Origin of the sequence: Bradyrhizobium sp. (assembly GCF_017881085.1) — a bacterium.
In the GTDB taxonomy this organism is placed as follows: Bacteria; Pseudomonadota; Alphaproteobacteria; order Rhizobiales; family Xanthobacteraceae; genus Bradyrhizobium.
Genome location: NZ_JADGRI010000156.1, coordinates 1 through 11,843, shown reverse-complemented (window position 1 = coordinate 11,843; position 11,843 = coordinate 1). Strand labels below are relative to the sequence as shown.

General features: G+C 64.2%; 10 protein-coding genes and 1 pseudogene. 5 read left to right on the top strand and 6 right to left on the bottom strand.

From position 1 onward, the window contains the following. Window positions 1-18 precede the first annotated feature (18 nt). Window positions 19-1,449 (top strand): alginate export family protein, encoded by a 1,431-nt coding sequence (locus tag QZ213_RS15905; protein WP_291687042.1) that lies wholly within the window; start codon window positions 19-21, stop codon window positions 1,447-1,449. A gap of 32 nt (window positions 1,450-1,481) precedes the next feature. On the opposite strand, the gene QZ213_RS15900 is transcribed toward QZ213_RS15905, so the two are convergent. Next, window positions 1,482-3,083: an NAD(P)/FAD-dependent oxidoreductase gene (locus QZ213_RS15900; RefSeq protein WP_291687041.1), complete on the bottom strand. Its 1,602-nt coding sequence runs from the start codon at window positions 3,081-3,083 to the stop codon at window positions 1,482-1,484. Between the two features lie 300 nt (window positions 3,084-3,383). Here QZ213_RS15900 and QZ213_RS15895 point away from each other — a divergent pair, with 300 nt between their 5' ends. From QZ213_RS15895 to QZ213_RS15885, 3 genes are read left to right on the top strand one after another with little or no spacing between them, the layout of a single operon-like run. Continuing rightward, the gene (locus QZ213_RS15895) at window positions 3,384-5,669 is read left to right on the top strand and encodes a fused MFS/spermidine synthase (RefSeq protein ID WP_291687040.1); all 2,286 of its coding nucleotides are present in this window, start codon (window positions 3,384-3,386) and stop codon (window positions 5,667-5,669) included. Between the two features lie 25 nt (window positions 5,670-5,694). Further along, entirely contained in the window at window positions 5,695-7,293 is a 1,599-nt protein-coding gene (locus QZ213_RS15890) for a GMC family oxidoreductase (protein ID WP_291687039.1), read from the top strand. A 10-nt stretch (window positions 7,294-7,303) separates the two neighbouring features. Continuing rightward, the gene (locus QZ213_RS15885; protein WP_291687038.1) at window positions 7,304-7,750 is read left to right on the top strand and encodes a hypothetical protein; all 447 of its coding nucleotides are present in this window, start codon (window positions 7,304-7,306) and stop codon (window positions 7,748-7,750) included. A 67-nt stretch (window positions 7,751-7,817) separates the two neighbouring features. On the opposite strand, the gene QZ213_RS15880 is transcribed toward QZ213_RS15885, so the two are convergent. After that, complete coding sequence (locus QZ213_RS15880) at window positions 7,818-8,606, bottom strand: L,D-transpeptidase (RefSeq protein WP_291687037.1); 789 nt, start codon at window positions 8,604-8,606, stop codon at window positions 7,818-7,820. A gap of 301 nt (window positions 8,607-8,907) precedes the next feature. Here QZ213_RS15880 and QZ213_RS15875 point away from each other — a divergent pair, with 301 nt between their 5' ends. Beyond that, window positions 8,908-9,243, top strand: coding sequence for a hypothetical protein (locus QZ213_RS15875; RefSeq protein ID WP_291687036.1), 336 nt, complete (start codon window positions 8,908-8,910; stop codon window positions 9,241-9,243). Window positions 9,244-9,347: 104 nt separating this feature from the next. Here QZ213_RS15875 and QZ213_RS15870 read toward each other — a convergent pair whose 3' ends face one another. The 4 genes and pseudogenes from QZ213_RS15870 to QZ213_RS15855 all read right to left on the bottom strand — a co-directional run. Beyond that, window positions 9,348-10,109: an ABC transporter permease gene (locus QZ213_RS15870; protein ID WP_291687035.1), complete on the bottom strand. Its 762-nt coding sequence runs from the start codon at window positions 10,107-10,109 to the stop codon at window positions 9,348-9,350. Continuing rightward, entirely contained in the window at window positions 10,106-11,029 is a 924-nt protein-coding gene (locus QZ213_RS15865; RefSeq protein ID WP_291687034.1) for an ABC transporter ATP-binding protein, read from the bottom strand. The genes QZ213_RS15870 and QZ213_RS15865 overlap by 4 nt, the downstream gene beginning before the upstream one ends. A 225-nt stretch (window positions 11,030-11,254) precedes the next feature. Next, a complete protein-coding gene (locus QZ213_RS15860; protein WP_291687033.1) occupies window positions 11,255-11,635 on the bottom strand; it encodes a response regulator in 381 nt (126 codons plus the stop codon). Then, a pseudogene (locus tag QZ213_RS15855) lies at window positions 11,625-11,843 on the bottom strand (histidine kinase); the annotation flags it as partial. The pseudogene QZ213_RS15855 and the gene QZ213_RS15860, both read right to left, overlap by 11 nt.

Sequence of the window (11,843 nt, the reverse complement as noted above, 5' to 3'; positions counted from 1 at the left end):
TAGGGGGAGAAACGTTCGATGCGCCGGGCATGCCGCGTCGCGATCCGGGTCGGTCTGATTTGCGCGACGGCTGGCGTTCTCGCCCTTCAGCCTTCGCATGCGCAGGAATCGACCGGTGACGATTCTCGCCCCAAGGAGGCGATCGCCTTTCGGCTCTATCGGTGGGAGGAAAACTATCTCTGGCTGTCCCGCAAGACCGGACCGCTGACCGACTACGAGCGGCTCAAATACATTTATCTGGGCGGGGCGCCCGAGAACTACCTGAGCATCGGCGGTGAGGCTCGCTACCGTTTTGACGGCTATGATCCCTATCTGTTTGGGCTGACGGCGAACGGGAAGGCCTTCGGCTCCAACCAGGAGCGCCTGTTTCTGCACAGCGACTTGCACCTCACGCAATATTTCCGGGCGTTCGCGCAAGTCGATGCGGCTGCCGAACAAGGCCGTCCGGTTCAGCGGGCCTACGACCAGAGCTCGCCGGATCTGCGTCAGGCCTTCGTCGATTTTATTCTGCCGGTCGACAGGAGCACGACGACGCTACGGGTCGGGCGCCAGGAGCTCTGGCTCGGCCCGACGCGCTGGATGGCGGTACGCGATCCCACCAACCTCCGTCGATCCTTCGACGGCGCCCTGTTCGAGTACCGGGACGACACCTACATCCTGCGTTCGTTTGCGGCTCGTCCGGTTGCGATCTATCCGGGTCCGTTCGACGACATGACGTCCACCTCCGAATTCTTCCGCGGAACCTATTTGCGGGCAAAGCAACCGCAGGGGTTTCCGGCCACGATCGATCTTTATCTGCTTGGCCGTGAGCAGGATAGCGTCACTTACGCGCGGGGAACCGGACGCGAGGATCGCTGGACCGCAGGCGGCCGCGTCGCCGGAAAGTTTGCGACACTCGACTACGTGATCGAAGGCGCCAACCAGTTCGGCAAATTCGCCCGGGCCGACATATCGGCATGGGGCCTCTACGGTCAGGTCAGCAGAGGCTTCGAAGCCGCAGGCGTCACGCCGCGGCTTGGTGTACGAACGCACTATGCGTCAGGCGACGGCAACCTGAAGGACCCGACATTCAGGACCTTCGCGGCCCCTTATCCCGCCGCCAGCGAGATCACGGAAATGTCGTTGCTGTCTCTGTCAAACACCATAAATCTGCAGCCTTACGTGCAGGTTTACGTGCCGAACGGTCCAATGCTTGACGCCAGCTGGAACTGGGTTTCCAGAGCCAGTCTCGCGGACTCGGTTTATGGTCCCCCCGGCACGATCATCACGGCTCCCGGCTCGAAGGCGGTGAACGTCGCTCAGATCGGCCAACTGGCCTTCACCTGGGAGCTCTCACCTTTTCTGCAGCTTCACGGCATCTATTCTCACACGTTCGCCGGGGACTACATCAAGGCCGCCAAGGGGCGCGATATGGACTACTACCGCTTTCAAATCATGCAACGGTTCTGACGGCTGGTCGCAATCCGTGCCCGTCGGCCCGCTCACTTGAACAGCGCGCGGTGATCCCGCAAAATCACGTGCGCGGCGTTGTGGCCGGGGGCGCCGGTGACGCCGCCGCCGGGATGCGCGCCGCTGCCGCAGTGGTAGAGACCCTTGAGAGGCCCGCGATAATCGGCATGGCCGAGCATCGGCCGCGCCGAGAACAACTGGTTCAGCGTCAGCGCGCCGTGGAAGATATCGCCGCCGAGCAGGCCGAACTGGCGTTCCAGATCGAGCGGTGACAGGATCTGCCGCCCGATCACGCTGGACGCAAAACCCGGCGCGTATTTGTCCACGGTCGCGATCATGAGATCGGCGACTTCCTCGCGATGGTCGTCCCAGGATTGGCCGTCGGGCAGCTGCGGCGCGACGTGCTGGCAGAACAGGCTCGCGACATGCTCGCCCGGCGGGGCGAGGCTGTCGTCGAGCGTCGAGGGGATCAGCACCTCCACCACAGGCTCGCGGCTCCAGCCCTGCGTTCGCGCGTCCTGCCAGGCGCGGTCCATGTAGTTCAGGCTCGGGGCGATGATGATGCCGGCGGAGAGATGATCGCCCGGGCCGGGCAGCGCGGCGAAGGAGGGCAGGGCCTTGAGCGCCACGTTCATGCGGAAAGTGCCGGAGCCGTTGCGCCAGTTCTTGATGCGGTCGAGGAATTCGCCCGGCAGCGCATCCGCCGCCACCAGCCGCGTATACAGCAGTTTCGGATTGACGCCGGAGACGACGTATTTGGCGCGGATGGTCTCGCCATTGTCGAGGATCACTCCGGTGGCGCGGTCGCGCTCGACGATCACCTCGCGCACGCCCTCATTCAGTTCGATCTCGACGCCATGCCCGCGCGCGGCCTGCGCCATCGCCTGGCCGATCGCACCCATGCCGCCGATGGCGTGGCCCCAGACGCCCTTCTTGCCGTTCACCTCACCGAACGCATGATGCAGCATCACATAGGCCGACCCCGCGGCGTACGGGCTGGCGTAGTTGCCGACGATGGCGTCGAACCCGTACAGCGCCTTGACCAGATCGCTCTCGAAGAAATCGTCCAGCATTTCGCCCGCCGAGCGCGTGAACAGATCCAGCAGCGAGCGCTGCTGCTCCAGCGTCAGCCTGCGCAGGATGTTGGCGGTGCCGACCGCGTTGAAGGCTTCGCGGATCGCACCGGCGCCAAAGCCGTCGACGAGGTTCGGCGGCGCGCGCAGCACGAAGGCGCGGAGCACGTCGGCGATTACTTCGAGTTCGCGGTTGAACGTATCGACCCGGCGCGCGTCGCGCTCGCTGAGTTTGGCCACCGACTGGTGGGTGCGGCCTTCGCCTGTCAGCAGATAGCTGCCATCGGGGGCGGGGAGGAAATTCTGGGCGCGGCGCTCGACGATTTTCAGGCCGTGGTCATGCAGCTTCAGGTCAGCAATGATCTGCGGGTTGAGCAGGCTGACGGTGTAGGCCGCGACCGAATTGCGAAAGCCGGGATGGAATTCCTCGGTCACCGCCGCGCCGCCGACCACCTTGCGGCGCTCGACCACTTTCACGCGCAGGCCGGCCATCCCAAGGTAAGCCGCGCAGGTGAGGCCGTTATGCCCGGCGCCGATGATGACAACATCCGTCTCTGTCATGTCCGCTTCAAGAAGGTTTGATCCTGCCAGTCATTCCGGGGCATCGCGCAGCGATGAACCCGGATCTCGAGATGGGAGGTCGCAGGACAATTTCGGGATTCCGGGCTCCTGCCTTCGGCGGGCCCCGGAATGACGTTTTTGTGTTTTCCGACTCTTCCTTAGCGAAGATGGTTGTATCAGCCCAGCGCGAAGTGACGATTCCGCGTCCTGCATTGCCCGCCGGGTTGGCATATGCTCCATTGCCGCTCCGGCGCGCTTGGCCGGAATCCCGGCGGCCGCCGGGGTCATGCCGGAGTTTCCATGGGTTCACCTGATCCGTCCGTTCTCGCGGACCAGCCTTCCGCGAGCCGAAACCGGCTGGTGCTGATCGTCTACACGGCCGCGATCTTCGTCAGCGCGCTGCTGCTGTTCTCGGTGCAGCCCCTGTTCACCAAGATGGTGTTGCCGCGGCTCGGCGGCTCGCCCGCGGTGTGGTCGGTGGCGATGGTGTTCTTCCAGTCGCTGCTGCTGGCGGGCTATGCCTATGCGCATTATCTGACGCAAATCCGCACCCGCTGGCTTCCGGCGGCGATCCATCTGGTGCTGCTGGTGATCGCATTGCTGTCGCTGCCGCTGTCGATCGCGAGCGGGTGGGGCGAGCCGCCGACATCGGGCTATGCGTTCTGGCTGTTAGGCCTGTTCACGGTCTCGATCGGGCTGCCGTTCTTCGCGCTTGCGGCCAACAATCCGCTGCTGCAGGCCTGGTTCTTCCGGACCGGCCATCCCAGCGGTCCCGATCCCTATTTCCTCTATGCCTCCTCGAATATCGGCAGCTTCCTGGCGCTGTTGTCCTATCCGGTGCTGCTGGAGCCGATGTTCACGCTGCGCACGCAGAACCTGATCTGGACCGGCGGTTACGGCCTGCTGATTGTCCTGATCGCCGGCTGCGCCGTGCTGCTGCTGCGCTCGCCGGTGATGGCTGTGGCCGATACGGCCGCCGAGGACGCCGACGCGCCTGCGCCGCCGTGGATTTTGCGCGCGCGCTGGATCTTCCTCGCCGCTGTCCCGTCGGGCCTCCTGATCGCCGTCACCGCGCATATCTCCACCGACGTCGCGGCGGCGCCATTATTGTGGGTGCTGCCGCTGTCGATCTATCTGTTGACCTGGGTGCTGGTGTTCCAGTCGCGCCCGCTGCTGCCGCACAAATGGATGCTGCTGCTGCAGCCCCTGGCGATCACAGGCGTGATCGTGCTGCTCGCTGTCGGCGGCGAACAGAACCTGCTGCTGACGCTCGGCGGCCACCAGCTTTGTTTCTTCGTCATCGCGATGGCCTGCCATGGCGAGCTCGCGCGCACCCGCCCGGCGGCGAAATATCTCACCGGCTTCTATGTCGCGCTGTCGTTCGGTGGCATGGTCGGCGGTTTGTTCGCAGGACTAATCGCACCATTCGCGTTTTCCTGGGTCGCGGAATACCCGGTCCTGCTCGCGCTGGCGGCGTTGTGCCGCCCGCCCGGTGGCGCGGAGCGGTTTCCCCGCTGGAGCGCCTGGTACTGGCCGTTCCTCGCCGTGCTCGCGGTGGGCTTGATCGCGCCGTCCTGGTCCGACGGCAACATCATGCATTGGCTCGACGACAACAGGGTCTGGATGATCGGCGCGGTCGGCGTGCTCTCGGCATTGCTCGCGCTCGGCCTGAACGCCGACCGCTGGAAGATCTTTGCCACGGTCGCGGTGGCGCTGGTGCTGATCCGGGCCTATCCGGCCGATGACGGGCGGGTGGAAACCGTGCGCAGCTTCTTCGGCGTCCACAAGATCGTGGTGACGCCGCACGGCCAGTACCATGTGCTGATGCACGGCACGACCATTCACGGCGCGCAGAAATTCCAGAACGATGACGGCACGCCGGTCACCGGCCGGCCCGAGCCGATCACCTACTACCAAAAGGACGGCGGCATCGGGCAGGCGATCACGGCGGTGCGCGAGCGCAAGCGCGCGCCGCTGCGCGTCGCGGTGATCGGGCTTGGAGCGGGAACGCTGACCTGCGCCTCCGAGCCCGGCGAGACCTGGAAATTCTTCGAGATCGATCAGACCATGGTCGACACCGCGCGCGATCCCAAATACTTCAGCTACATCCAGAATTGCGCGCCGGACCTGAAGCCGGTGATCGGCGACGCGCGGCTGACCTTCGCGCGCGAACCGGACGGCGTTTACGATCTGATCATCGTCGATGCCTATTCGTCGGACGCGATCCCGATCCATCTCGCCACCGAAGAGGCGATGGCGATCTACAAGGACAAGCTGGCGCCGCAGGGCGCGGTGGTGATGCACGTCTCCAACCGACATCTGGAATTGGCCAGCGTCATCGTCGGCATCGCCGACGCCAACGACCTCAAGAGCTGGGTCTACAGCGAGGATTCCAACCGCGACAACGAGTATATCTTCGCGACCTCGGTGGTAGTCTGCGCGCGCGAGGAGGCCGATGTCGGCAAGCTGGCGTCGTCGGACGTGTGGGCGCTAACCGAAGCCGACGAGAACCAGCGGGTCTGGACCGACGATTATTCCAACGTGCTCGGCGCCGTCTACCGGCGGCTGCGCGACGGCGAACAATAGGGCCTGGGGACCTGGGGGGAATCCGATGCACGATAAAGTCGATGTCCTGATTATCGGATCCGGCGCATCGGGCGCGGCGGTGGCGTGGAGCCTTGCCGATACCCGGATGCGGATCCTCTGCCTCGAGCAGGGCGACTGGGTGAAGCCGACGGATTACCCGAGCAACGGCCGCGACTGGGAGGCGCGGCTGTTCAGCGATTTCGCCATCAATCCCAACCGCCGCGCCCGGCCGACCGACTATCCGATCAACGACGCCAATTCGCCGATCAAGGTGGTCAATTTCAACGGTGTCGGCGGCAGCACCATCATGTACACGGCGCATTTTCCGCGCCTGCATCCGTCCGACTTCAAGGTGCGCACGCTCGACGGCGTCGCCGACGACTGGCCGATCGACTACGCCACGCTGGAGCCGTACTTCGCCGAGAACGACCGCATGATGGGCGTCTCCGGCCTCGCCGGCGATCCCGCCTATCCGCCGAAAGCGCCGCCGATGCCGCCGTTGCCGCTCGGCAAGTCCGGCGCCCGCTTCGGCAAGGCGATGAACCAGCTCGGCTGGCACTGGTGGCCGTCCGACACCACCATCGCAACCACCGATTACGAGGGACGGGCGCGCTGCATCAACCTCGGCCATTGCACGCCGGGCTGCGCGCAAGGAGCGAAGGCCTCGACCGACATTACCTATTGGCCGCTCGCGATCCGCGCCGGCGTCGAGCTGCGCACGCGCTGCCGGGTACGCGAGATCACCGTCGACGGACACGGCATGGCCGCCGGCGTGATCTATTACGACGCCGAGGGCAAGGAGCACTTCCAGGCCGCCGAGGTCGTCATCCTCGCCTGCAACGGCGTCGGCACGCCGCGGCTGATGCTGAACTCGGTGTCGGCGAAATTCCCCAAGGGCATCGCCAATTCCTCGGGGCTGGTCGGCAAGAACCTGATGTTCCACCCCTATGCCCTCACTTATGGGTATGTCGACGAGCCGCTCGACGGCAATCACGGTCCGCCGCTATGCCTGTGGAGCCAGGAATTCTACGAGACCGATCCCAACCGCGATTTCGTGCGCGGCTATACCTTCCAGTTCGGCCGCGGTGTCGGCGCCATCCTGGAAGCGATCGTCAGCGCCAATGCGGGACGGCTGCCCTGGGGCGAGGACCATCACGCGGCCTACCGCAAACTCGTCAACCGCCGCATCGGGCTTTCGGCGATATGCGAGGACCTTCCCGAAGAGCACAATCGCGTCACGCTCGATCCCGCGTTGAAGGACAGTCACGGCATTCCCGCCCCGAAGCTGGACTACACCATCAGCACCAATAGCCAGAAAATGATGAGCCACGGCATCGCGCGCGCGAAGGAAATACTGGCCGCCGCCGGCGCCGGCAATATCTGCGTCGAGAGCCCGATCCTGAACGGTGGCTGGCACCTGCTCGGCACCGCGCGGATGGGCACCGATCCCGAACGTTCGGTCGTCAACGAATGGGGCCGCTGCCACGACGTGAAGAACCTGTTCATCGTCGACGGCAGCATCTGGGTGACGTCGGGCGGCGTCAACCCGACCTCGACCATCCAGGCGCTGGCGCTCTACATCGCCGACAGCATCAAGCAGCGCCTCGCCAATCTATTCGACTGAGAGCGACGACATGGCACCCCCTGACCTCACCGCCGAACAAATCCGCGACTTCCGCGCGCTGGCCGGCGCGATCATCCCGCCGAGCGCCAGCTATGGCGTGCCGGGCGCCGACGACGAACGCATCTTCAGCGACATCCTGCGCAGCCTCGAGCGCGACCGCGACGATGTCTGCCAGGCGCTGGCGCATCTCGTCCGGCTGGCCGGGGGTGCCTTTGCCGATCTCGAGCCGGCGCGCCGCGTTGAGGTAGCCGCGACGTTTCGCGAAGCCGGCGGCGCGCCCTTGGCCGCGCTCGTTCGCGTGGTGCTGCTCTGCTATTACCGCGACGATCGGGTGATGCGCTCGCTCGGCCTGGAGCCGCGCCCGCCTTTCCCCAGGGGACACGTGGTGGAGCAGGGCGACTGGTCGCTGCTCGATCCCGTCCGGGCCCGGCCGCGGATGTATCGGGGGGTCGACTAAGAGCGATGCGAGCGCCGGCGTGGCGCCTCCGATGCGGGCCCCTCAGCCAGACGAAAAGAACGGCGCCTCAGTCCTGATAGGTGAACAGCCCGCGCTGCTGGTAATACGGCCGCGGCGCATAGACCTGTGGCTGCGCATAGCCGCGATTGTCGTAGTACTGCTGCTGCGGATTGGCCTGCGCGCCATAGAGCCGCCGGCTGGAGGGCGGCGCCGGGTAGCGCGCGCCGTCCGAACTGCCGTCGGCCGGGTAGATGTAGCCGTCGTCGGTCCGCTCCTGCGGATACTGGGCTTGCGCCGGCTGCTGCGGTGTCAGCACGACGGGATCGCCGGCGGCATTATATTGCTGCGCATATGGATCGGCGGGGTCGCGGCGCGCGACGGCGGTATTGGAGCGGTTGCGCGGCGGGTTGCGCGCCAGTGCTACCTGCGACGAACCGGTCAGCGTCACGGTGGTGTTGAGCACGCCTTGCTCTTCCACCAGCGCATACAGCGTCGAGGCGTTGGCGCGCGACAACCGCACGCAGCCATGGGATACGGGGGCGCCGAGCTGGCCCTCGGACCCCGTACCGTGAATCGCGTGACCTTCCCGGGTGAAGAAGATCGAATGCGGCATCGGCGCGTCGTCGAATTCCTTGGAGAAGTGGTCCGCTTCCATCCGGAAGGTACGGAAGCTGCCGTTCGGCGTCTCGTGCGAAGGATTGCCGGTCGAGACCGGCCAGTGATAGCGCGTGACGCCGTCGACGGCGACGGTCATCATCTGATTGTCCTTGTCGACGGCGATGGCGATCTTGGCCTGCGCGTTGCCGGCTAGGGCGAACAGCATCAGGCCTGCGAGGGCAACGAGGAAGCAACGCATGTTAAGTTCGGCCTCCGGGCCTTTGACTACAACGCCTTGATAGTAGCGCCACTCTCACCGTCCCCGCATCTATATGCCAGAAATTCGGCTTTTGTTCCAGCGGGCCGCGCGGCATCGTTAATAGGCGGTAGGGCGCAAACAAGGCGGAGACGCGGTTTCGCAAGCCAGCCCGGCGCAAATTTTTCGTGATGGGTTCGACGCCCGCGGTCGTCCCGGATTCACCGCAGCCATGCAACCTTTTCGTCACATCGGCGTTACATAATCCCGCCGGCCGATCGCGGCTGGCTATCGAGGAATCCAGATGAAAACGCCGATGAGGGCCAGGACAGCGACGCTGCCGGCCGGTTTAGCCATGAAATCCTACTTTGCGGCGGCGGCAATTGCTCTTGCATTGCTCGCGATCCCCCAATTCGGGCATGCGCAGGGCATCGTGCGCGGCGCGCAAGAGGGGGCCTACGAGGGCAACCGGGCGGCCGGCCCGGTCGGAGGCGTGGTGGGCGGCGCGGTCGGCGCCGGCGTCGGTGGTGCGATGGGCGCCGTCAAGGGCGTGTTCGGGATTCCGGATCGCGGCTACCGACGCGGCTATCGCTGCCGCGGATTCTACGATCGCTACGATCATTTCCACTGCTACCGGTAGATTTTCGTCAGTGTCATTCCGGGGCGTCGCGCAGCGACGAACCCGGAATCTCGAGATTCCGGGTTCGCGCTAATGCGCGCCCCGGGATGACGCGCTTTCGCGCGTCAGTTCTTCAGCCGGTATCCGGTCTTGAAGATCCACCATACCGTGACCATGCACACCGCGAGGAAGCTCAGCGTCATGCCGACGCTGACGCCGACGCTGACGTCGGCGATTTCATAGAAGCTCCAGCGGAAGCCCGAGATCAGATAGACCACGGGGTTGAGCAGGGTGATGGTGCGCCAGCCCGACGGCAGCATGTTCACCGAATAGAAACTGCCGCCGAGGAAGGTCAGAGGCGTTACCACCAGCATCGGGATCATCTGCAGCTTTTCGAAACCGTCGGCCCAGATGCCGATGATGAAGCCGAACAGGCTGAAGGTCACCGCGGTCAGCACCAGAAACGTCAGCATCCATACGGGATGGTGAATCTGCAGCGGCACGAACAGACCGGCGGTTAACAGGATGATCAGGCCGAGGATGATCGACTTGGTCGCGGCCGCGCCGACATAGCCGAGCACGATCTCGAAATACGAGATCGGCGCCGACAGCAATTCGTAGATGGTGCCGACGAATTTCGGGAAGTAGATGCCGAACGAGGCATTGGCGATGCTTTGCGTAAGCACCGACAGCATCACCAGCCCCGGCACGATGAAGGTGCCGTAGCTGACGCCTTCGACGGAGGTGATGCGCGAGCCGATCGCGGCGCCGAACACCACGAAATACAGCGACGTCGACACCACGGGCGAAACGATGCTCTGCAGCAGCGTGCGCCAGGTGCGCGCCATCTCGAACAGATAGATCGCGCGGACCGCTCTGAAATTCATGGCGCCCTCACCAGGCTTACGAAGATGTCTTCCAGCGAACTCTGCGAGGTGTCGAGATCCGATATGCGGATGCCGGCGTTTCTGAGATCGCTGAGCAGGCTGGTGATGCCGGTGCGTTCGCCCTTGGTGTCGTAATTGTAGGTGAGTTCGCAACCGCTGCCAGACAGTTCGAGATGATAGGGTGCGAGCGCAGGCGGGATCGCCTCGACCTTTTGCTGCAGATATAGCTTCAGCCGCTTCTTGCCGAGCTTCTGCATCAGCCCGGCCTTGTCCTCGACCAGGATGATCTCGCCCTTGTTGATCACGCCGATGCGGTCGGCCATCTCCTCGGCCTCTTCGATGTAATGGGTGGTGAGGATGATGGTGACGCCTTTGGCCTGCAGCGCTCGCACCACTTCCCACATGCCCTTGCGCAGTTCGACATCGACGCCCGCGGTCGGCTCGTCGAGAAACAGCACCTGTGGTTCGTGCGAGAGAGCCTTGGCGATCATCACCCGGCGCTTCATGCCGCCGGACAGAGTGACGATCTTGGCGTCCTTCTTGTCCCACAGCGAAAGGTCCTTCAGCACTTTCTCGATATGCGCGGGGTTCTTCGGCTTGCCGAACAGACCGCGGCTGAAACTTACCGTCGCCCACACCGATTCGAAGGCGTCGGTATGCAGTTCCTGCGGCACCAGCCCGATCAGCGAGCGCGCGGCGCGATAATCGGCATTGATGTCGTGCCCGTCGACGGTGACCTTGCCCGCGCTGAGATTGGCGATGCCGCAGATGATGCTGATCAGTGTGGTCTTGCCGGCGCCGTTCGGCCCCAGCAGCGCGAAGATCTCGCCGCGCCGGATTTCGAGATTGATATCGTTCAGCGCCCTGAAACCGGAGCCGTAGGTCTTGGACAGGTTTGCAACGGATATGATGGGAGTCATGCGGGGCTTGAAGGTCTGAATCCGAAATGTGGGGGGAAGGATAACGCGGGGGCTTCAGCCCGCTGAGGGGCCAGCACGAGTAGATAGGAACGCCCGCGCCGTCACGCAAGCGCCGGCGAGTCCGGGCGTGTACGCATGAATACAGCTAGCCAGGCCGGATTGGTCAATATCCAGCCTGGACCGCCTGACCGACTTGCGTTTCCGCCAACTACTCAACAGGCGATATTACCGTTCGATCGGCGCGAGCTTGAGGCCGGCGAGTATCGCGGCCAGCTCTTCATATTTGAATGGCTTTTTCAGCACGGGCCGGTCGGAGCAGCTGTCTCTGATGTTTTGACTGGTATTGCCGGTCGAATAGACAAACGGAACCCCGCGTGCGGAGAGCGCTTCCGCAACGGGATGGCTATCGTTGCCATTCAGATTCGCATCCAGCAGGGCGACGTCGAAGACTTGGGTATTGATCAGGGCGAGGGCCTTATCGACCGTCGCGGCAGCGGTCACAGACTGGCATCCGAGGTCGGCAAGCATGTCTTCAATCATGATAAGAACCAGCATTTCATCCTCGACGACGAGAACCCGCCGACCGGAAAGCAATTTATCCAGCACGAGCTCCTCCTGGTAAGGGAATGTCCATCGTGCAGACGAGTCCATCCGGCCGGTAGTCCAGATGCACCGTGCCCTCCAGTTCATGGGCCAGACCACGCTCGAGCACCCGCGATCCAAATCCCCTATGTACCGGCGGCGTGACCGGGGGGCCATCTTTTTCCCTCCAGCTCAGCAGAAGTCGTTTGCCTGCCGGCGCCGTCTCGATCGT

Bases quoted from the DNA above. Each gene is read 5' to 3' on its own strand.
- QZ213_RS15905 (WP_291687042.1), top strand. From the start codon at position 19: ATGCGCCGGGCATGCCGCGTCGCGATCCGGGTCGGTCTGATTTGCGCG.
- QZ213_RS15900 (WP_291687041.1), bottom strand. From the start codon at position 3,083: ATGACAGAGACGGATGTTGTCATCATCGGCGCCGGGCATAACGGCCTC.
- QZ213_RS15895 (WP_291687040.1), top strand. From the start codon at position 3,384: ATGGGTTCACCTGATCCGTCCGTTCTCGCGGACCAGCCTTCCGCGAGC.
- QZ213_RS15890 (WP_291687039.1), top strand. From the start codon at position 5,695: ATGCACGATAAAGTCGATGTCCTGATTATCGGATCCGGCGCATCGGGC.
- QZ213_RS15885 (WP_291687038.1), top strand. From the start codon at position 7,304: ATGGCACCCCCTGACCTCACCGCCGAACAAATCCGCGACTTCCGCGCG.
- QZ213_RS15880 (WP_291687037.1), bottom strand. From the start codon at position 8,606: ATGCGTTGCTTCCTCGTTGCCCTCGCAGGCCTGATGCTGTTCGCCCTA.
- QZ213_RS15875 (WP_291687036.1), top strand. From the start codon at position 8,908: ATGAAAACGCCGATGAGGGCCAGGACAGCGACGCTGCCGGCCGGTTTA.
- QZ213_RS15870 (WP_291687035.1), bottom strand. From the start codon at position 10,109: ATGAATTTCAGAGCGGTCCGCGCGATCTATCTGTTCGAGATGGCGCGC.
- QZ213_RS15865 (WP_291687034.1), bottom strand. From the start codon at position 11,029: ATGACTCCCATCATATCCGTTGCAAACCTGTCCAAGACCTACGGCTCC.